Annotated in this window: 14 protein-coding genes; 8 read left to right on the top strand and 6 right to left on the bottom strand. The window is 72.7% G+C overall.

All coding sequences use genetic code 11. The features are described from left to right. Nucleotides 1-101: 101 nt before the first annotated feature. Genes O7546_RS22980 through O7546_RS22995 form a run of 4 tightly spaced genes read right to left on the bottom strand, consistent with a single transcriptional unit; the run spans nt 102 to nt 3834 of the window. Complete coding sequence (locus O7546_RS22980; RefSeq protein WP_194800652.1) at nt 102-704, bottom strand: ATP/GTP-binding protein; 603 nt, start codon at nt 702-704, stop codon at nt 102-104. Then, complete coding sequence (locus tag O7546_RS22985; protein ID WP_281600024.1) at nt 685-1074, bottom strand: DUF742 domain-containing protein; 390 nt, start codon at nt 1072-1074, stop codon at nt 685-687. The genes O7546_RS22980 and O7546_RS22985 overlap by 20 nt, the downstream gene beginning before the upstream one ends. Continuing rightward, nucleotides 1064-1486 carry a roadblock/LC7 domain-containing protein gene (locus tag O7546_RS22990; protein ID WP_013288181.1) on the bottom strand — a complete coding sequence of 141 codons (423 nt, stop codon included), beginning with the start codon at nt 1484-1486 and terminating at the stop codon, nt 1064-1066. The genes O7546_RS22985 and O7546_RS22990 overlap by 11 nt, the downstream gene beginning before the upstream one ends. Continuing rightward, on the bottom strand, nt 1486-3834 hold the full coding sequence (locus O7546_RS22995) for a nitrate- and nitrite sensing domain-containing protein (RefSeq protein ID WP_281600025.1): 2349 nt from the start codon (nt 3832-3834) through the stop codon (nt 1486-1488). Before O7546_RS22995 ends, O7546_RS22990 begins: the two co-directional genes overlap by 1 nt. Nucleotides 3835-4139: 305 nt before the next feature. Between O7546_RS22995 and O7546_RS23000 the strand changes: the two genes are divergently transcribed. The 5 genes from O7546_RS23000 to O7546_RS23020 all read left to right on the top strand — a co-directional run bounded on the left by O7546_RS23000 (nt 4140) and on the right by O7546_RS23020 (nt 8433). After that, nucleotides 4140-4745 (top strand): hypothetical protein, encoded by a 606-nt coding sequence (locus tag O7546_RS23000; protein WP_194800649.1) that lies wholly within the window; start codon nt 4140-4142, stop codon nt 4743-4745. A 13-nt stretch (nt 4746-4758) separates the two neighbouring features. Then, nucleotides 4759-5847, top strand: coding sequence for a hypothetical protein (locus tag O7546_RS23005; protein WP_194800648.1), 1089 nt, complete (start codon nt 4759-4761; stop codon nt 5845-5847). A 126-nt stretch (nt 5848-5973) separates the two neighbouring features. Further along, nucleotides 5974-7632 carry a sodium:solute symporter family protein gene (locus O7546_RS23010; protein ID WP_281600026.1) on the top strand — a complete coding sequence of 553 codons (1659 nt, stop codon included), beginning with the start codon at nt 5974-5976 and terminating at the stop codon, nt 7630-7632. A 17-nt stretch (nt 7633-7649) separates the two neighbouring features. Continuing rightward, entirely contained in the window at nt 7650-7973 is a 324-nt protein-coding gene (locus tag O7546_RS23015) for a hypothetical protein (protein WP_194800646.1), read from the top strand. Nucleotides 7974-8049: 76 nt separating this feature from the next. After that, nucleotides 8050-8433 carry a hypothetical protein gene (locus tag O7546_RS23020; RefSeq protein ID WP_194800645.1) on the top strand — a complete coding sequence of 128 codons (384 nt, stop codon included), beginning with the start codon at nt 8050-8052 and terminating at the stop codon, nt 8431-8433. Nucleotides 8434-8541: 108 nt separating this feature from the next. On the opposite strand, the gene O7546_RS23025 is transcribed toward O7546_RS23020, so the two are convergent. Next, complete coding sequence (locus O7546_RS23025; RefSeq protein ID WP_194800644.1) at nt 8542-10353, bottom strand: glycoside hydrolase family 6 protein; 1812 nt, start codon at nt 10351-10353, stop codon at nt 8542-8544. 578 nt (nt 10354-10931) lie between these two features. On the opposite strand from O7546_RS23025, the gene O7546_RS23030 reads away from it, so the two are divergent. Together O7546_RS23030 and O7546_RS23035 are read left to right on the top strand one after the other, a co-directional pair. Continuing rightward, nucleotides 10932-12137, top strand: a complete 1206-nt coding sequence (locus tag O7546_RS23030) for a hypothetical protein (protein ID WP_281600027.1) — start codon at nt 10932-10934, stop codon at nt 12135-12137. Continuing rightward, nucleotides 12124-13017 carry a class F sortase gene (locus O7546_RS23035; RefSeq protein WP_194800642.1) on the top strand — a complete coding sequence of 298 codons (894 nt, stop codon included), beginning with the start codon at nt 12124-12126 and terminating at the stop codon, nt 13015-13017. Before O7546_RS23030 ends, O7546_RS23035 begins: the two co-directional genes overlap by 14 nt. A gap of 63 nt (nt 13018-13080) precedes the next feature. Here O7546_RS23035 and O7546_RS23040 read toward each other — a convergent pair whose 3' ends face one another. Beyond that, entirely contained in the window at nt 13081-18144 is a 5064-nt protein-coding gene (locus O7546_RS23040; protein ID WP_194800641.1) for an NAD-glutamate dehydrogenase, read from the bottom strand. A gap of 288 nt (nt 18145-18432) precedes the next feature. Here O7546_RS23040 and O7546_RS23045 point away from each other — a divergent pair, with 288 nt between their 5' ends. Beyond that, nucleotides 18433-20400, top strand: coding sequence for a penicillin-binding transpeptidase domain-containing protein (locus O7546_RS23045; RefSeq protein ID WP_281600028.1), 1968 nt, complete (start codon nt 18433-18435; stop codon nt 20398-20400). Nucleotides 20401-20468 lie beyond the last annotated feature (68 nt).

The raw sequence follows: 20468 nt of genomic DNA on the forward strand, positions 1-20468 counted from the left end.
CGCACCCACCTCTCGTCGGTCCTGCCTGCGATCCAACCAGAGGCTTCCCGGTGGCGCGCCCGGTCAGTCCCACCAGGCCCGACGGATCGGGTACGGCGTGCTCAGCCCACCGGCACCGGCTCGCCGCGCTGCCGCGCCACGTGCTCGACGAGCGAGATCAGCACCAGCTTGCCGGACTGCCGGTCCCGGGCGTCGCAGAGCACCAGCGGGACGTCCGGGTCCAGGTCCAGCGCGTCGCGGACCGCCTCCATGCCGAACCGGCGGGAACCCTCGAAGCAGTTGACGCCCACCACGAACGGGATGCCCCGCTGCTCGAAGTAGTCGATCGAGGGGAAGCAGTCGGCCAGCCGCCGGGTGTCGGCGAGCACCACCGCACCGAGCGCGCCGAACGCCAGCTCGTCCCAGAGGAACCAGAACCGGTCCTGGCCCGGGGTGCCGAACAGGTAGACCTGAAGGTCGTCGTTGATGGTGATCCGGCCGAAGTCCATCGCCACCGTCGTGGTCGACTTCTGCTCGACCCCGGAGACGTCGTCGGTGCCGAGCCCGGCCCCGGTCAGGACCTCCTCGGTCTGCAACGGCCGGACCTCACTCAACGCGCTGACCAGCGTCGTCTTTCCGGCGCCGAAGCCACCGGCGATGAGGATCTTCAAAGCCAGCGGCACTCGTGGCGCCCCCGGCTCCCGGTCATAGCGCACGGAGTCCACTGACCACCGCCTTGAGGATGTTGTCGTCGGGCAGGTACGCGGTGGCCGGTGGCCGGTGCACCGCGACGAGCTCATGGGCGAGGAGGTCGCCGAGCAGCACCCGGACCACGCCGACGGCGAGGTCCAGGTCGGCGGCGAGGTCGGCCACGGCCTTCGGCCGCCGGGCCAGCTCGATCAGGCGGCGGTGCTCCGGCTGGAGACCGGGCGTGCCGGCCGGGTCCGCGCCGCTGGTGGCGAGCACGAACGCCAGCAGGTCGAAGCCGTCGACCGGCGGGTGCACCCGGCCGCCGGTGAGCGTGTACGGGCGCACCACCGGTCCGGCGTCGGCGTCCAGCCACTCGTGCTGCGGTCCCGGCGACTCAGCGCGCATCGGTCCGCTCCCCCGCCACCCGGCTCGGCGCGGCCAGGTTCTCCCCGACCCGGATGACGAGCATCGCCATCTCGTACGCCACCAGGCCGATGTCGGCGTCGGCGTCGCTCGCCACGGCGAGGCAGGCGCCCTGCCCGGCGGCGGTCACGAACAGGTAGGCCGACTCCATCTCCACCACGGTCTGACGGACCGCGCCGCCGCCCAGGTGCCGGGTGGCGCCCTTGGCCAGCCCGGAGAAGCCGGACGCCAGCGCGCACAGGTGTTCCGCGTCGGTGCGGTCCTGGTCGGTGGAGGCGCCGAGCAGGAGCCCGTCCGCCGAGAGCACCACCGCCTGACGGGCGGCGGGAACGCGCTCCACCAGGTCGTCGAGCAGCCAGTCGAGATCGGCGTTCTGCCGCGTCGTGTGCACCACTAGGCGTCCCTCTCAGTCGCGGTTCGTTGGTCCGGCGCCGGCGGGGCGGGCTGAACGGCCGACCCCGCGGTGGTGGACGGCGTACCGGTGTCACGCGTTTCGGTGGCGGGGGTGGCCGGATCGGTTCCGGCGGCGCGGGAGCCGTCCCGGCGCCCGCGCGCGGTGCCGGCCTGCAACGCCGACATGGCCCGGCGGGCCTCCTCCGGGGTGCGGTGGGCCGGGGTGTCGGCGACGGCGGCGCGAGGACGCGCGGTCGCGCCGCGGCGCCGGATCCGGCGGGGCAGGCCGTCGTCGTCGGCGGGTGGCTCCACCGTCGAGGCCCGTGCCGACTGCAGCGGGACGACTGTGCTCTCCGACCGGTCCCGGCCCGGCCGGACCGGCCGCCCCGGCCGCGGCACGGTGGTCAGCCGGGTCACCTTGGCCAGGCGCCGCCGTTCCGGCCCGGCGGAGGCGTCCGCGCCCACCGGCGGCTCGTCGGTGATCAGTTCCGACGGTACGAACACCGCGGCCACGATCCCGGCCGGGCGGGACGGCCGCAGCTCCACCCGGACGCCGTGCCGGGCGGCCAGGCGCGCCACCACGAACAGCCCCAGCCGGGCGCTGCCGGCCGGGTCGAACTCCGGTGGCTCGGCCAGCTTGCGGTTGGCCTCGGCCAGGGCCGGCGCGGACATGCCCAGCCCTCGGTCGAGGATCTCGACGGTGTAGCCGCCCGGGACGCTCCGGCCGGTGACGTCCACCCGGGTGCCGGGCGGGGAGAACGTGGTCGCGTTCTCGATCAGCTCGGCGAGCAGGTGGATCACGTCGCCGACGGCGCGGCCCAGCACCCCGGCCGGTGCCACCTCGCCCACGTCGACCCGGTCGTACGCCTCGACCTCGGAGATCGCGCCGCGCATCACGTCGACGGCGGCGACCGGCCGGCGCCAGCCGCGTCCGGGCGCGGCCCCGGCGAGGATTACCAGGTCCTCGGCGTGCCGCCGCAGCCGCGTCGCCAGGTGGTCGACCTGGAACAGCCCGGCCAGCTCGTCCGGATCCTCGGTACGCCGTTCCAGCCGGTCCAGCAGCGCCAGTTGCCGGTGCACCAGCCCCTGGCTGCGCCGGGCCAGGTTGAGGATCACCTCGTTGAAGCCCCGGCGCAGCGTCACCTCGTCGACAGCGGCCCGGACCGCGGTCCGGCGTACCTCGTTGAAGGCGCGCGCCACCTGGCCGATCTCGTCGCCGCCGTGGTCCAGCTCGGGCGCCTCCCGGGCCACGTCGACCTCCTCGCCCCGGCGCAGCCGCGCGACCACGTCGGGCAGCCGGCGTTCGGCCACCTCGGTCGCGGCCGCCCGTACGCCGCTCAGCCGCTGCGCCAGCGACCGGCCGACCCGCAGCGCCACCAGCACGCACACCACGATCGCGACCAGGCCCAGCACACCGGCGGCGGCGAGCTGGACGAGGATCCGGGTGGCCATCGGCACCGACCGCTCGGCGAGGGCGTCCGCGCCGCGCAGCTCGAAGTCGCGCAGGCTCTGCCACACCTCGGCGTGGCCGGTCTCCCACGCCCGCATGTCGAACCGGGCGGGCAGGGCGGGCGAGCGGATCAGGCTGTCCTGGAGCGCGCGCAGCCGGAGGAACCCGGCGCCCTCGGTCATCCGCTGGTAGGCGGTCCGCTCCCCGGCCGGCAGGTCGGCGACCGCCGTCTCGGCCAGGAAACGCTGGTTCTCCACTGTGCGTACCAGTTGCTCGTGCTCGCCGTCGGCGTACCGCCCGGCCGTGACGGCGCCGGCCAGCAGCGCGTCGGCCTGCCCGAGCAGCTCCCGGGAGCGGCCCAGCGCGGTCAGCGCGGTGGCCTCCCGGTTGAGCTGCGCGTCGGGCAGCGCGGCCATCGCGCCGAACGCCTGGAACGCCGAGCCGATCATCCCGCTGTAGAGGCCGACGGCGCCGGCCCGGTCCACCTTGCGGTCGTCGATGAACGCGCGTCCGGCGGGCAGCGCGTCGAGCGCCGAGACGAGTTGGTCGAGCCGGTTGTCGAGCTGGGCGTCGGCGACGTCGCGCAGGTCGCCGCCGTCGACCTTGCGGCGCAGCTCGACGATCGCGTCGTCGGTGCGTACCCGCTGCTCGGTCAGCTCGGGGAGGGCGCGGTCGCCGGCGAGCTGGACCACCGACAGCCGCCGCTCGCGTTGCAGCTCGGCCACCACGGCCTCGCCGGGACGGCCCAGGTCGTAGAGGAGGGTACGCGCGGAGAGCAGGTCGAGCGCGGGCCCGAAGGTGAGCGTGGTGGCGAAGATCCACAGGGCCAGCAGCCCGGTCACCGGGCCGATGACCAGCGCGGTCAGCTTGGCGCGGATCGGCCAGTCACGGGTGTTCAATCAGACCTCGCCCGGGAAGGTGTCGCTCGGTGGCGCCGGCAGCGGCCGTCACGTTCGCCGGCCACGACGCCGGGCCCCGGCCCGGACGCCTTGGGCAGGATACGTAATCCGGGGCGGATGCACTACCGGCCGTCTCGGCTCTCACTACGGTCCGAGACGGGCACGGCGGGCGCAGTCGGACACCGGTCCGGCACCGGACGGCGGTCGCGACACCGCGCCTATTTCCAGAAGCGGGGCGGAAAGTGCCGCACAACGGGATTGGCGATCACCCGCACGAGGGAATACCAGCGTGCGAAGGAGGAGCCATGTCGTCCACCCAGGTAGTCGTCATAGTCATCGTCGTCGCCGTCATCGCCGCGCTCGTCGCGGTCGCCGTGGTCGCCAGCCGCCGCCGGGCGCTGCGCGAGCGCTTCGGCCCCGAGTACGACCGGGTCGTCGCCGAGCAGGACAGCCGCAGCGCCGCCGAGCGCGAGCTGCGGGAACGCGAACGCCGGCACGCCGAGCTGGAGCTGACCCCGCTGAGCCCCGAGTCCCGGGCCCGCTACGCCGCCGCCTGGGAGGAACTCCAGGTGCGCTTCGTCGACTCCCCCGCGGAGACCGTCGGCGAGGCCGACGAGCTGGTCAGCCGTCTGATTGCCGAGCGCGGTTACCCCACCGGGGACTTCTCGGACCAGATCGCCCACCTCTCCGTCGAGCACGCCCGCACCCTCACCCACTACCGCGACGCCCACGAGATCCGGCAGCGCAACGAGCGCGGTGAGGCCGGCACCGAGGACCTCCGGCAGGCGCTCGTGCACTACCGGGCCCTCTTCGCCGACCTGCTCGGCGAGGAGCCGGTGCCCATGTCCACGCAGCAGCCGGAGCAGCGCCACCCCGACCACGACCACGACCACGACGTCCCGAGCCGCTGAGGAGGCCGCCGCCATGCGCCAGGATGAACAGCAGGTCACGCAGGACCACCCCGAGGCCGTCCGGTCCGCACCGGTGCCGGTGCCGCAGCCGGGCGAGCACGCCGACACCGACCGCCGCGACACCGACCGGGCCGACGTGCCCGAGGACGCGCTGGACGACCGCGGCACCTTCGACGACCCGGCGGTGACCGACGAGCGGCGCGACGCCGAGGTGGACGAGACCCGCGCCTACGACGCCGGGGAGCTGCGCGACGCGGCCGACCGGACCGACGACGACGGGCGTGCCCCGTACGCCGAGCCGGCGCCGCTGCCGACGGCGTTCGGCGCGGCCACTGTGGGCGACGCGGTGGCCGCCTCGGCCCTGGCCGGCGGCCGTCCGCAGGACGAGCGCGACGCGCGCGACGAGGACACGGCGGCGCCGGGCGACGGCGCGCCGGGACGCACCGACCCGCTGGACGACGAGCGGGCCGACCCGACCGCCGGGGACCGCCTGCACGACCGGGACCGCTGGGACGCCGAGCACCCCGGCGCCGGCGACCGTGACGTGGACGGCGACGGCCGGGACGACCGCACGGTGGACACCGACGCCCGGGACGACCGCATCGACGGCGTCGTCCGGGACGACGCGGCCGCCGACGGCGCGGTCGGGTACGGCAGCGCTGAGCCCGGCCTGGTCGACCCGGACGCCGAGCCGGTCCCCGCCACCGACGACGCCGACCGGCGGCACGACCGGGTGGACACCGCCACCGCGGCGGCGGGCGCGGCAGCCGCCGGCACGGCCGGCGCGAGCCTGGGCGGCGCGGACCGGCCCACGCCCGGCGCGGTACCCGCCGACGCGGCGACGCTGTTCGCGCCGGAGGCCGCCCAGGGCTTCCGGGACCGCTGGCGCGACGTGCAGCTGCGCTTCGTGGACGACCCGCGCGCCGCGGTCGGCGAGGCCGAGTCGCTGGTCGAGGAGGCGATCGAGGCGCTCTCCACGGCCCTGCGCGAGCAGCGCACCCGGCTCGGTGCCTGGCAGGAGTCCGGCTCCACGGACACCGAGCAGCTCCGGGTCGCCGTGCGCGGCTACCGCGACTTCCTGGACCGCGTGCTGGGCCGCTGAGAAACCGCCACGAAGCCCCGGCCGGTGACCCGGCCGGGGCTTCCGCACGTCCGGACCGAACAGCAGGTATGAAACTTCCCAATCGGGGTACGTGCGGTCAGCGGTGCACACGAGGGGAGCACGGTCATGGGCGGTGGCGGCCTGCGATTGAACATGAACGCCCTGGACTATCTGATTCTGGCGCTCTACTTCGTCACGGTGCTCGGCGTCGGTTTCGCCGCCCGGCGCGCGATCCGCACCAGCGTGGACTTCTTCCTCTCCGGCCGCTCGCTGCCCGCCTGGGTCACCGGCCTGGCGTTCGTCTCGGCGAACCTGGGCGCCCTGGAGATCATCGGCATGGCCGCCAACGGTGCCCAGTACGGCATCATGACCGTGCACTACTACTGGATCGGCGCCGTGCCGGCGATGGTCTTCCTCGGCATCGTGATGATGCCGTTCTACTACGGCTCCAAGGTCCGCAGCGTCCCCGAGTACCTGCGGCTGCGCTTCAACCGCCCCACCCACCTGCTCAACGCGATCAGTTTCGCGGTCGCGCAGGTGCTCATCGCGGGCGTGAACCTCTACGCGCTGGCCCTGATCATGCAGGCGCTGCTCGGCTGGCCGCTCTGGTTCGCGATCATCGTCGGTGCGGTGATCGTGCTGGCGTACATCACCGTCGGCGGGCTCTCCGGCGCGATCTACAACGAGGTGCTCCAGTTCTTCGTGATCATCGCCGGTCTGGTGCCGATCACGGTGATCGGGCTGGTCAAGGTCGGCGGCGTGAGCGGCCTGATGGACGCGGTCCGCGACTCCAGACTCGGCGAGGCCGGCCTGCACGCCTGGGAGGGCACCGGCAGCACCGGCAACCCGCTCGGCGCGCACTGGCTGGGCATCGTGTTCGGCCTCGGCTTCGTGCTCTCCTTCGGCTACTGGACCACGAACTTCGCCGAGGTGCAGCGCGCCCTGTCCGCGCGGAACATGAGCGCCGCCCGGCGTACGCCGATCATCGCCGCGTACCCGAAGCTGCTCATCCCGGCGGTCACCGTGATCCCCGGCCTGATCGCCCTGGTCACCGTGAAAGGGCTGGGCGCCGACGAGGGCGACCTGGTCTACAACAACGCGATCCCGCTGCTCATGCGCGACCTGCTGCCAAACGGCGTGCTCGGTATCGCGGTCACCGGCCTGGTGGCCTCGTTCATGGCCGGCATGGCGGCGAACGTCAGCGGCTTCAACACCGTGTTCACGTACGACATCTGGCAGGCGTACTTCCGGCGGGAAATGCCGGACGAGCACTACGTGAAGGTGGGCCGGCTCGCCACCGTCGGCGCCGTGGTGATCGGCATCGGCACCGCGTTCATCGCGGCCGGATTCAGCAACATCATGAACTACATCCAGGCGCTGTTCTCGGTGTTCAACGCGCCGCTGTTCGGCACGTTCATCATCGGCATGTTCTGGCGGCGGATGACGCCGCTGGCCGGGTTCTGGTCGCTGCTGTCCGGCACCGTCGTCGCCACCGCCACGTACCTGCTCTACAAGGGCGGCGTGATCAGCTTCAACTCGGACCTGGAGGAGAGCTTCTGGGGCGCGGGCCTGGCCTTCGCCACCGTCGCGGTGGTGGCCGCGATCGTCACGCCGCTGACCCGGCCGAAGACCGACGACCAGCTGACCGGGCTGGTGTACGGCCTCAGCGACACCACGCTCGCCGACGACACACTGGCCGGCGACGCCGCCTGGTACCGCTCCCCGGTGCTGCTCGGCGTCGTCGCGGTGATCCTCGCCGCCCTGTTCTACATCCCGGTCTTCTGAAGGAGGGGACGCACACCATGCCAGACGACGCGGACCGCCACTACCAGGGCGGCGAGGCGCACGACCCGCTGGTCGACGAGACCGAGGACGCCCGGGAGGAACGCTCCGCCGCGGCCCGGCTCTTCGACATCCGCCGGGTCATCGGTGGCCTGTTCGTGGTGTACGGGCTGATCGTCGGGCTGATGGGGCTGTTCGACACGTCCGCCGAGATCGACAAGGCGCAGGGCGTCCGGATCAACCTGTGGGCGGGCGCGGCGATGCTGGTGTTCGGCCTGCTGATGCTGCTGTGGCTGCGGCTGCGCCCGACCGAGACGCCGGAGCCGCACCGCGACGAGTCCTGATCCCCGCCGCCCGCATGGCGCGGCCCGCACCGGGTACGCCTCGGGGATCAGGCGGAAGGGACAGGAGGGCAGCAGCATGACCGATCGTGACCGCGGTGGCGAGCGGCCGCTGGAGGAGACCCCCGAGGTGGCCGCGGCGGTGGACGACGACAGCACGGTGCCCCAGTTGCGCGGCGGCGGCACCGACCCGGACAACCCCGTCTTCACCGAGCCCGACGGGGCGGTGCCCGACACCGGGTCGCCGAACCTCATCGGTGACCCGTACGCGGCCGGTACCGGCGCGACAGGCACCGGCACCGGTGCCGCACCGGACGACATCCGCACCGGAGCCGAGCAGCCCTGGGATCCGGAGGACCTGGTGCAGGCCCGGGGTCAGGACGTGACGCCGGAGAACCTGGAGCGGGCCCGCCGCGACCTGGCCGAGCTGGGCCGGGCGGCGATCGAGCGCACCGTGCCCTGACACCGGCACGGCCGAGGGCCCCTGGCCGACGTGGGCGTCGACCAGGGGCCCGGGGAACCCGCGCGGCGGTGCCTCACTCCCGCCGCCGCGGGTGGCCCGTACCGCGGCTCAGGAGAGCGGCGGGTACGCGTTCTGCATGAGCTGCTGGAACTGGGCGGCGAACCAGGCGCCGGAGATCGGCGCGTCCGGCAGGGCACCGGACATGCTGTTGCCGTTGCGGGCGTTACCGGTGTAGGTCGGGTCGCACATCCGGTCGAAGCCCTTGCCCTCGTTGTTCGGGATCTCCTTGCTGGAGCCGTCCGACTCACCCGGAGGCTTCACCCAGACGTAGGCGTCGATCCCGGGCTCCGGGTTGGCCTGCGGCCGCTCGCCGAGACCCGCGCCGGCCTGGTTGCACCAGTTGCCGGTGTGGAAGCGGCGGTCGACCCGGCCGCCGTCGACGTACGCGTCCACGCTGGTCGACGGGCCGGGGCCGGTCGGCCGGGCGGCGCCGCCCCAACCGTTGCGGGAGGTGTCGATCAGCATGCCGATGTTGCTGTCGAAGCCGATCGAGACCAGCTTCTGCCGGAACGCCTGGGCGAACGACAGCTCGTCGAGGTACTGGTTCCAGTCGGCCCACTTGGACTGCCGGACGGTCTGGCCGTTCACCGTGTCGGTGATCTTGACGTACGGCTCCTTCAGCGCGGAGTAGTTCGCCGTGTTGACGATGAAGCCCTGCACGTTGGCGACGGTGCTGCCGGACGCCACAGCGGCGGCCTTGAGCTGGTCGGCGACCGGGCCGAAGTTGCTGTCCCAGCCGATCCAGCCGTGGTGGGCGGCGTCGATGTAGTTGTAGACGTTGCCGATCGCGCCCAGCTTCGCCAGGGCGTAGCCGACACCGTTCACGTACGCGCCGTTGGCCTTCACCGTGTCACACATGACGGTGCCACCCGCGTTGCCCGAGGTGTTGGTCACCAGGTTGGGCAGCGAGTCGATCTCGATGATGTTGACGATGCGCAGGTTCCGGTACTTCGCGTCGCCCTGGATCGCGGCGATCGGGTCGATGTACTCGGCCTTGTAGCGGGGCAGCTCGTCCGGGCCCAGCTCACCGTTCGAGGCGAGCGCGGAGCAGTCCCGGCCGGGCAGGTTGTAGATGACGAACTGGATGTAGCCGGCGCCCTGGGCGAGCGCGGCGTCCAGGTGGTCACGGACGCCCATCGCCCCGTTGGAGCTGCTGTCCGGCGTGCCGTTGATGGCGGCGATCCGGTCGATCCAGACGGCGGTCGGGTTGTTCGACACCCGGTTGCCGCCGGACACCGACTCGGCCTTGGCCTTCCACTCGGGGTTCACGTACCCCTTCACACCGGCGTACGGGTTGTCGACCCGCTGCCCGGGCGGCGGCGGAGTGGTCGTCGGCGGCGTCGAGGTCGGCGGGGTCGACGTCGGCGGGGTGCTCGTGGGGGGCGTGCTGGTCGGCGGCGTGCTCGTCGGCGGGGTGCTGGTGGTCGGCGTGCCGCCGTTGCACACGGTGCCGTTGAGCGTGAACTGGGTCGGCTTGGGGTTGCTGCCGCTCCAGGAGCCGTTGAAGCCGATGGTGGTGCTGGCGCCGCTGGCGAGCGACCCGTTGTACGACTCGTTCTGCGCGGTGACGTTCTGGCCGCTCTGGGACCACCGCGCGGACCAGCCGTTCACCACCCGCTGCGAGCTGTTCGGGAAGGTGAAGCCGAGGTTCCACGAGCTGAGCGCGTCACCGATGTTCTTGATGGTCACGGTGCCGGTGAATCCACCGGGCCAGTCGCTGGTCGTGTAGGTCACGCTGCACTGCGTGGCGGCCTGCGCCGCGGTGACCGGGAGGGTCACCAGTCCACCGGCTACCAGGACGCCGGCGCTGGTGAGCGCAAGCGTCCGGTTCCGGCCGGACAGCCTTCTCCACAGATTCATGCCACTGATCTCCTTGGGCGAGACCGGATCCGCGTACGGCCCGGCGCAATGGCGGCTGCGGGCGTCCTGCGGGAACGACCGTGCGCGCCACGGGTTACTTCGGGGGACGCCCGACCCGGACGGGCGTTGTGGGGGTGGTGGTGCCGACCGGTCCGCAGGACCGGCCGATGGAGCCGGACGTCGGCCGGTGGTGCCGGCTGCCCTCGACGTCTGAGCTCGCGGTGTGGCTCCCCGAACCGCGTGGAACGATTCTTGCATGGGAGCGCTTCCATGACAATGGCTCGATGCGCCTCGCCCCACCGTACCGCCCGCCCCCACTCGCGCCGCCCCACCGACGCCCCTCAGCTCGGGTGGAACACCACGGGTGTCAAAACGGCCCGGAGACACCCATGACGTTCCACTCGGCGCGCGGACCGCGGTCGCGGCGAAGGGCATTCGATCCGCGCGCGACGTCGGACAGGGCACGCATCCGCCCCAACGTCAGCAAATCCCTAAAAGCGAATCTTTCCCCGAATAACTCGCGAAAAGGTCTAACGTCGGTCTTAGCTCGACTGACGTCGGGCTCAGGACGAACAGGGATGGAGACGCTGGTCATGGCTAAGAAGATGCTCGGGAAGGTGGTCGCGGGCGCCGCTCTCGGCGGAGCGGGCCTTCTCGCGTTCACCCCGGGAATGGCCTACGCGGGCGGGCACGACGAGGGCAAGGTCATCGCCAAGCCGCACGTGGTGAAGGCGGGGGACACCGTCGAGCTGCTCGCGATCTGCTCCGAGCCGCAGAAGCACGCCACCGTCTGGTCGAAGGTCACCGGCAAGGTCGACCTGCACCCGGCCCGCGACGGCGAGCACGGCGACTGGGCCGACCGCGGCGGCGACTGGGGCGGCGACAAGGACTGGGGCTGGGACGACAAGGGCCCGGACGGCAAGGACGACCACGGCAAGGGCCCGGACGGCAAGGACGACCACGGCAAGGGCCCGGACGGCCGCGGCGAGCCGGGCGGGGACGGGCACGGCCCGGACGGCAACGGCCCCGGTGGCAACGGGCCCGGCGGGAACGGCCCGGGTGGCGACGGCATGCCGCAGCCTCCGGCGAACCAGCCCCAGCCGCCGGCCGGCCAGCCGGAAGGGCAGCCGCAGCCGGGTGGCGCGGGCGCCGGCGCGGCCGTCGACCCCGGCGACTGGCAGGGGCACGACGAGTACGGCCAGGACGCCGAGCCGGGCTGGGAGAAGGAGAAGCCGGGCGGGCCGGACTGGACCAAGGACGAGCACGGCCCCGACGGCAAGGACCGGCACGGCAAGGACGCCAAGGACGAGCACGGCAAGGACGACCGTGGCGCCCGGCCGGACGACAAGGGCAAGGACGGCAAGGACGAGCACGGCTCCTGGCAGGACGGCAAGGACGACTGGCAGGGCGGCAAGGACTGGCAGGGCGGCAAGGACGACTGGCAGGCGAGCGGAGGCGCCTGGCAGGAGGACAAGGGCGACTACGGCAAGGACGCCGAGCGCGACTACGGCAAAGACGAGTGGGAGCACGGGAAGGACTTCGTCTACTACGGCGAGGCCACCGTGTCGCACGACGCCCGGCCGGGCCGGTACGAGCTGCGGGGCACCTGCGGTGAGGGCGAACTGGTGGTCCTGCCGCGCGGTGGGGTCGACGGCGGCGACGGCGGCATGACGACCACCGGCGTGGACCGCAACCTCGCCACCGGCGGCGCGGGCATGATCGGCGCCGCCGCGCTGGGCGGCCTGGTGCTGCTGCGCCGGCGGCGGGCCGGTGGCCTGGTCTGACCGGACGACGACCCGGGCCGGCGGCCGCCACGGAAGTCCGTGGCGTGCCGCCGGCACGGCCGTCGTCGTCCTGCTCGCCATGGCCGGGGCCGGTCTGATCGGCGCGTCCGTCCGGACCGTCCCGCCACCGTCACCGCCGCAGCCGCTCGGTCAGGCGGCCCCGGTCACCACCGGCCCGCAGAGCGATCCGGGTGGCGCCTACGCCGACCCGGACGCCGAGGGCCAACCCGCACCGGGCGCCGAGAGCCAACCGGCACCGGGCATCGGGCAGTCCACACCGGGTGGCACCGGCCGGCCGGCAGCGGGCCCCGCCGGGGGCGGCCCGGCGACGCCGGGCCCACCGAACGCCGCACCCGGCGCCACTCCGGGCGCCGCAGCCGTCCCGGGCGTCCCGAACACGACGGGCGCCGCCCCGGCCCCGCTGCCCCGGTCGGCGCCGGTCACCATCTCGATCCCCCGCATCGGGGTGCAGGCGCCGATCATGTCGCTCGGCACGAACCCGGACGGCACGGTCCAGGTGCCCCCGCTGGACCAGGCCATGAACGCCGGCTGGTACTCCCCCGGCGCCAGCCCGGGCGAGGCCGGCAACGCGGTGATAGTGGGTCACGTCGACTCCGCCCAGCTCGGCCCGGCGGTGTTCTTCAACCTCGGCGCGCTGGTGGCGGGCGACACGATAGTGGTCGCCCGGCAGGACGGCTCGTCCGCCACGTTCACGGTGCGGGAGGTCGCGTCGTACCCGAAGACCGCCTTTCCCGCCGCGCAGGTCTACGGCCCGTCGGACGTGCCCGCCCTGCGGGTGGTGACCTGCGGCGGGGTGTTCGACAAGACGGCCGGGAGCTACCTGAACAACATCGTCGTCTACGCCCCGATGACGAGCTGAGGGGCGGAAACGGCAGTGGCCCGGCGGTCGGGAACCGACCACCGGGCCACTCGCGTCGAGCGGTCAGGCCGCCGCCGAGGTCCGGACCAGGGTACGGATCTGTCGCAGCAGCACCGACAGCGCGGACAGGTCGGCGCGGGACTCGTCGAACTCCCCCATCGCCCGGTGCGCCCGGTGGATCGAGGTGGCGTTCGCCTGCTCCCACTCCTGCACCCGCTCCACCGGCGGCACGTCCTCCGGTGTGGACCCGAGCACCTCCGCGGTGAGCGCGGCCAGCGCGGCGTACAGGTCGTAGCGCAGCGCCATCCGGGCCAGGGTCTGCCACCTGTCCTCGCGGGGCAGCAGGGAGATCTTCGACAGCAGCGCGTCGACCCGGAACCGGTCGGAGAGCACGAAGTAGACCGAGGCCACCTCGCTCACGTCCCGCCCGGTCGCCTGCGCCGTCTCGACGATGTCCAGCAGGCCGAAGCTGTACATCAGGCGAGTCGCCTGCTCGGCCAGGTCACGCGGCAGCCCGCGCTCGACAAGCGACTCGATGTGCGCCGCGATGGCCTCCCGCTCGGTGCCCCAGAACCGGTTCTCCAGGTCCGGCAGGAGCCGGGCCACACCGTCGCGCAGCCGGGCGATCTCCGCCGGCACGTCGATCGGCGAGCGCCGGTTGGTGACCAGCCAGCGCACCGCGCGGTCGAGCAGCCGCCGGGTGTCCAGGTAGACAGCGGTCTGCAACTCGGGCGAGACCTTGTTGTCGAGCGCCTCGACCGCGTCCCACAGGTCGCGCAGGCCGAACACCTCGCGGACCACCACGTACGCCCGGAGCACGTCGGCAGCGGACGCGGCCGTCTCCTCGACCACCCGGAAGACGAACGAGATGCCACCCCGGTTGATCGCCTCGTTGACCAGGACCGTGGTGACGATGTCCCGGCGCAGGCGGTGCCGGCCCATCCGCTCGGCGAAGCGCTGCCGCAGCGGCGTCGGGAAGTAGTTGACCAGGACCTCGGTCGTCCACTCCTCGTCCGCCAGGCCCTCGCCGACGATCTCGCGCTCCAGCACGATCTTGACGTACGCGAGCAGCACCGCGAACTCCGGCGCGGTCAGGCCGCTCTCGGTGCGGACCGCCAGTTCCTCGTCCGAGGGCAACGCCTCCAGCGACCGGTTCAACGCGCCGGACCGCTCCAGCTCGTTGATCATCCGCCGGTGCACCGGGAGCAACGAGGCGGCCTGGGCCTGGGCGTTGTTGAGCGCACGCGCCTGGTCGTAGTTGTCCCGCAGCACCAGATCGGCGACCTCGTCGGTCATCTGGGCCAGCAGCTCGTCGCGCTCCGGCCGGTCCAGCTCGCCGTCGGCCACCGCCGTGTTGAGCAGGATCTTGATGTTGACCTCGTGGTCGGAGCAGTCCACACCGGCCGCGTTGTCGATGAAGTCGGTGTAGATGCGGCCGCCGGTCGAGGCGTACTCGATCCGGCCCTGCTGGGTGAAGCCCAGGTTGCCGCCCTCGCCGACCACCCGGCAGCGCAGGCCCTTGCCGTCCACCCGGATGGCGTCGTTTGACTTGTCCCCCACCTCGGCGTTGGTCTGGCTGGACGCCTTGACGTAGGTGCCGATGCCGCCGTTCCAGAACAGGTCGACCGGCGCGGTGAGGATCGCCTTCATCAGCTCCTGCGGGCTGAGCTGCGTGACGTCCTCGTCGAGGCCGAGCACCGCGCGGACCTGCGGCGAGATCGGCACCGACTTCGCCGTACGCGAGTGGACGCCGCCGCCTTCGGAGATCAGCTCGCGGTCGTAGTCCTCCCACGACGAGCGCGGCATGTCGAACAGCCGCTTGCGTTCCTCCCAGGACCGGGCCGAGTCCGGATCCGGGTCCAGGAAGATGTGCCTGTGGTCGAACGCGGCCACCAGCCGGATGTGCTTCGACAGCAGCATCCCGTTGCCGAACACGTCGCCGGACATGTCGCCGACGCCGACCACAGTGAAGTCCTGCGTCTGGGTGTCGTGGCCCAGCTCCCGGAAGTGCCGCTTGACCGACTCCCAGGCGCCGCGGGCGGTGATACCCATCTTCTTGTGGTCGTAGCCGGCCGAGCCACCGGAGGCGAACGCGTCGCCCAGCCAGAAGCTGTGCGCCTCGGAGATCTCGTTGGCGATGTCGGAGAACGTCGCCGTGCCCTTGTCGGCGGCCACGACCATGTACGGGTCGTCGCCGTCGTGCCGGACCACGTCGTCGGGCGGCACGATCTCGCCGCTGACGATGTTGTCGGTGACGTCGAGCAGCGCGGAGATGAACTCCTTGTAGCAGATCACCGCCTCGTCCCGGTCGCCCGGCTTCTGCTTCAGCACGAAGCCGCCCTTGGCGCCGACCGGCACGATCACCGCGTTCTTCACCATCTGCGCCTTGACCAGGCCGAGCACCTCGGTCCGGAAGTCCTCGCGCCGGTCGGACCAGCGCAGGCCGCCGCGGGCCACCGGCCCGTACCGCAGGTGCACGCCCTCGAACCGGGGCGAGTAGACGAAGATCTCGAACTTGGGCCGCGGCGCGGGCAGGTCCGGGATGGCCTGCGGGTCCAGCTTGAACGCCACGTACGCCTTGGGCCGCCCGCCCACCGGCTTCTGGTAGAAGCTGGTGCGCAGCGTGGCCTGGATCAGCGTCAGGTAGGCCCGCAGGATGCGATCCTGGTCGAGGCTGGCCACCTCGTCCAGCGCCTCACCGATCGCGTCGACCAGCTCGCCGCTGCGCTGCCGCCGCTCGTCGAGCGTGGTCGCGCCCGGGGCGAACCGGGTCTCGAACAGCTTCACCAGCAGTTCGGCGATCTGCGGGTACGCGATGAACGTCTGCTCCATGTACTCCTGGGAGAACACGGTGCCGGCCTGGCGCAGGTACTTCGCGTACGCGCGCAGCACGACGACCTGCCGCCAGGTGAGCCCGGCCCGCAGCACCAGCTCGTTGAAGCCGTCCACCTCGGCCTCGCCCCGCCAGGCGGCGGCGAAGGCGTTCTCCACGTGCGGACGCACCTCGGCCAGGTCCTGGTGCCGCTCGGGCAGCTCCAGACCGAAGTCGTAGAGCCAGATCCGGCCGTCGACGCGCTCCACCTCGTACGGGTGCTCGTCGACCACCTTCACGCCGAGCGAGTGCAGCACCGGCAGCACGGCGGAGAGCATCATCGGCTCGCCGTACCGGTAGACCTTGAACCGCACGTCCATCGTCTCGTCGGCGTCGGCGGCGCGGGCGGCGTACGGACGCGGCGGTGCCTGCTTGCGGAACAAGTGCATCTCCAGCTGGCCGGGCTCCTCCAGCAGCTCCAGCTTCGCCAGGTCCTTCATCGCCTCGTACGGCGTGTGCCCGTCCTTGTAGCCCTCCGGGAACGCGTCGGCGTACCTGGCGAACAGGTGCTTGGCCTGCTCGTCGCCGAGCTTGCGCTCCAGCACCAGCCGGTAGTCGTCGTCCCAGAGGCGGGTCGCGTCGGCCAGCTCCTCGGCGAGCAGGTCGGCGTCGATGTCGCCGGGCGGGTTGTTCGGGTCGGTACGCACGATGAAGTGCACCCGGGCCAGCATCGACTCGGTCACCCGCGTGGTGTAGTCGACGCCGACGCCGTTCAGCTCGCGCAGCAGGATGTCCTGCATGCGCAGCCGGTTCTGGGTGGTGAAGCGGTCCCGCGGCAGGTAGATCAGGCAGGAGATGAACCGCCCGTACGCGTCGCGGCGCAGGAACACCCGCAGCTGCCGTCGACCCGCCATCCGCAGCACGCCGATCACCGCGTGGTACAGGTCGTCGGTCTTGATCTGGAACAGCTCGTCGCGCGGGTAGGTCTCCAGGATCTGCAGCAGGTCCTTGCCGGAGTGGCTGCGCAGGCTCAGGCCCGAGCGGTCGAGCACCTCGGCGACCTTGCGCCGGACCACGGGCAGCTCCTGCACGCTGGTCCGGTACGCGGCGGTGGAGAACAGACCCAGGAAGCGCCGCTCCCCGACCACCTCGCCGGCCTCGTTGAAGATCTTGAAGCCGATGTAGTCGAGGTACGCCGAGCGGTGCACAGTGGCACGCGAGTTGGCCTTGGTGATGATGAGCAGGCGCTTCTCCAGCACCTTCTCGTGCGCCTCGGGCGTCATCGAGTTCAGCGACCGGGCCTCCGGCGAGTCGGAGCGCAGGATGCCAAGCCCGGTGCCGAGCACCGCCTCCAGGGCCTGCCCGCCGCGCGCGCCGTCGGTGTCGACCAGGCGGTACTCCCGGTAGCCGAGGAACGTGAAGTGGTCGTGCGCCAGCCAGCGCAGCAGCTCCACCGAGTCGGTGATGTCCTTCTCCGGCACCGGCGGGCGGTTGTCCGACGTCCGGGCGGCGGCCAGCTCGTCGGCGAGCGCGAGGGCCCGCTGCCGCATCTTCGGCCAGTCCTCGACCGCCTCGCGCACGTCGGTGAGCACCCGCTGCAACTCGCGCCGCAGCGTCTCCCGCTCGGCCGGGTCACGGACCGGGTCGATCTCGATCCGCATCCAGCTCTCGACCAGGTCACCGGCGATGGCGTCGTCCGGTTCCACGTCCGCCGACACCTCGGTGAGCCGGCCCAGCGGCTCGCGCCGCACCACGACCAGCGGGTGCACAAGCAGGTGCACGTCCAGGTGGTGGGAGTTCAACAGGGCGGTCACCGAGTCGACGAGGAACGGCATGTCGTCGGTGACGATCTCCACGACCGTGTGGTGCTGCTCGGCGTCCGGCTCGTGGATGCGGAGCTTCAGCTCGCCCGGCACCCGCTGCTGGGCCAGGTCCCGGTGCGCCCGGGCCGCCTCCAGCATCTCCTCGGCGGTGAAGCCGATCAGCTCCTCGTCCGGCGCGAACCGCCAGAAGCGGTCCACCAGTGTGGCCGCGTCGTGGTCGTCGCCGGCCAGCGCGACCGCCTGGGCGACCAGCCGCTCCGCGTTGGGAACGGGCTCGTCCAGCTCGGCGTCCTCCGACTCGTCGGCCAGCGCCTGCGCAGGCAGGCCCAGGTCGTAGAGGGTGTCGATGCTGGAACCGGTCATCCCGGTCACTCCTGTGTCGAGACGGCTGAAACCGTCCCCGTCGGTCGCCGAATCGAAGCTGTCGTCGTCCCGGCCGGTGTCAGCCTGCCGGAGGTCGGGTCCCGGTTTGATCGCCGGACGCCGGTCCATCGGTGCCACTCCCCTCGACCCACCGCGTTGTGGGTCACTCTGCCGCCCAGCCTAGGCCCTACCGCGCGGTACCTCCCGCGGCGGATCACTGGCCGGACGTCCGGATCGGGACTCTGTCCTTTCACCCGTTGCGGGTCCGAGGTCGGCCGCTCGCGGAGTACCCCGACTGGCGATGTTCATCACACTGCCACACGCTGCTTCTCGCGCTGCCGGAGGCCGTGGCGGGGCGGTGGGGAGCGCCGGGCCGTACTAGCGTGCAGGGCAGTTGAGCACCGGAGGGACCGCTTCATGCCCGTGTCGTACCCCGTCCGCCCCCACCGCCACACCCGTCACCGCGCCCTCGCGGCACTGGCCGCAGTCCTGGTCACGGCCGGTGCGCTGACCGGATGCTCCGGGGACGACGGCCCGGAGACGGCCGTCGAGGCGTTCCTCGGCGGCTGGCGCTCCGGCGACCTGCAGGCGGTCGGCTTCGTCCAGCCGGCCGGCGGGCGGGTGCCCGCCGGCGACGTGACCAAGCAGATCCAGGCGCTCGCCGGCGCGCTCGCGGCGAACCCGCCGGAGCTGGCGCGCACCGGCGAGATCACCACCAAGGGCGACGTCGCCACCGCCCGGGTCAAGGTGAGCTGGGCGCTGCCCGGCGGCGGCACCTGGGCCTACGAGAATCCGGTACGCCTCAAGCGCGGCGGCGACGACCAGTGGCAGGTGATCTGGGAGCCGTCGGTGGTGCACGAGAAGCTGGAGAGCGGCGACCGGATCGCGCTGCGGCGGGAGCCGGCGCAGCGCGCCGGTGTGCTGGACGCGGCCGGTCAGCCGATCGTCGCACCGCGCCCGGTGGTCCGGGTGCAGCTCGTCCCCGGCGAGGTCACCGACGTGCCCGGCACGGTCAAGAAGCTGGACGCCGCGTTCAAGGCGATCCGGCCCGCGCTCACCCCGCCGGTCGACCTGGGCGACCTGCCCAAGCGGCTCAAGGAGGCGAAGGCGGACGGGCTCGTCGAGGTGGTGACGCTGCGCGACGAGGCGTACCGGCAGATCAAGCCGCGCATCTACGACCTGCCCGGCACCCGGTTCGTCTCGGAGCAGCTCATGCTGGCGCCGACCCGCGAGTTCGCCCGGGCGCTGCTCGGCTCGGTCGACCAGGCCACCGCCGACGACCTCCAGGCCCACCCGGAGCGGTACGTGCGCGGCGACCTGGTCGGCCACGGCGGCCTTCAGGGCCGGTACGACGAGCGGCTGCGCGGCGTCCCCGGCGTCACCGTGATCACCGAGCGGACCACCCCGGACGGCAAGGTCGAGCCGACCGGCACGGAGCTGTACCGCGCCGACCCGAAGCCCGGTCAGCCGGTGAAGACGACGATCGACGCGGCCACCCAGAACGCCGCCGACGCCGCGTTGCGCGGGCAGACCCGCCGGTCCGCCCTGGTCGCCGTGCGGATCAGCGACGGCGCGGTGCTGGCCGCCGCGAACGGCCCGGGTGCGGCGGGCGAGAACCTCGCCTTCACCGCCCAGGTTCCGCCCGGCTCGACGTTCAAGATGGTCAGCGCGCTCGGCCTGCTCGACCGCGGTGCGGTGACCCCACAGACGACTGTGAACTGCCCGAAGACGGCGACCGTCGAGGGCCGGGTCTTCAAGAACTCGGACAACTTCGAGCTGGGCGCGGTGCCGTTCGCCACCGACTTCGCCGAGTCCTGCAACACCGCGTTCGTGGCGCTGGCGCCGAAGCTCGGCCCGGACGGGCTCGCGCAGGCGGGCCGGTCGCTCGGCCTGGAGGCCGCGTGGGATCTGGGCACCGACGCGTTCACCGGCAAGATCTCCGCCAACGGCCCGGCCACCGAGCAGGCCGCCGCCGCGATCGGTCAGGGCACCACGCTGGTGAGCCCGCTGGCGATGGCCAGCGCCACGGCGGCGGTGGCCCGGGGCAAGTTCGAGCAGCCCAAGCTGCTGCTCGACCCGGCGCCGGCCAAGCCCGCGCCGGCCGGCGAGGCGCTCAAGCCGGAGTCGGTGGCGGCGCTGAAGTCGATGATGCGCGGGGTGGTCACAGCGGGCAGCGGCAGCGCGCTCGCGGACGTGCCGGGCGAGCCGGTGCACGGCAAGACCGGCACCGCGGAGTACGACAACAACCCGGCGCACACGCACGCCTGGTTCGTCGGCTGGCAGGGCGACGTGGCCTTCGCCGTCTTCGTCGAGCAGGGCGGGGCGGGCTCGAAGGTCGCCGCGCCGATCGCCGAGAAGTTCCTGCGCGGCCTCGCCGCGAGCTGAGCGGGTCCCGCGCCGCCCGGCCGTGAGCTGAGCCCGGTCCTGCGCGGCGGGACGGCGCGCTGAGGCGT

Origin of the sequence: Micromonospora sp. WMMA1976 (genome assembly GCF_027497335.1) — a bacterium.
GTDB lineage: Bacteria > Actinomycetota > Actinomycetes > Mycobacteriales > Micromonosporaceae > Micromonospora > Micromonospora aurantiaca.

Bases quoted from the DNA above. Each gene is read 5' to 3' on its own strand.
- O7546_RS22985 (WP_281600024.1), bottom strand. From the start codon at position 1,074: ATGCGCGCTGAGTCGCCGGGACCGCAGCACGAGTGGCTGGACGCCGAC.
- O7546_RS23000 (WP_194800649.1), top strand. From the start codon at position 4,140: ATGTCGTCCACCCAGGTAGTCGTCATAGTCATCGTCGTCGCCGTCATC.
- O7546_RS23005 (WP_194800648.1), top strand. From the start codon at position 4,759: ATGCGCCAGGATGAACAGCAGGTCACGCAGGACCACCCCGAGGCCGTC.
- O7546_RS23010 (WP_281600026.1), top strand. From the start codon at position 5,974: ATGGGCGGTGGCGGCCTGCGATTGAACATGAACGCCCTGGACTATCTG.
- O7546_RS23015 (WP_194800646.1), top strand. From the start codon at position 7,650: ATGCCAGACGACGCGGACCGCCACTACCAGGGCGGCGAGGCGCACGAC.
- O7546_RS23020 (WP_194800645.1), top strand. From the start codon at position 8,050: ATGACCGATCGTGACCGCGGTGGCGAGCGGCCGCTGGAGGAGACCCCC.
- O7546_RS23025 (WP_194800644.1), bottom strand. From the start codon at position 10,353: ATGAATCTGTGGAGAAGGCTGTCCGGCCGGAACCGGACGCTTGCGCTC.
- O7546_RS23030 (WP_281600027.1), top strand. From the start codon at position 10,932: ATGGAGACGCTGGTCATGGCTAAGAAGATGCTCGGGAAGGTGGTCGCG.
- O7546_RS23040 (WP_194800641.1), bottom strand. From the start codon at position 18,144: ATGGACCGGCGTCCGGCGATCAAACCGGGACCCGACCTCCGGCAGGCT.
- O7546_RS23045 (WP_281600028.1), top strand. From the start codon at position 18,433: ATGCCCGTGTCGTACCCCGTCCGCCCCCACCGCCACACCCGTCACCGC.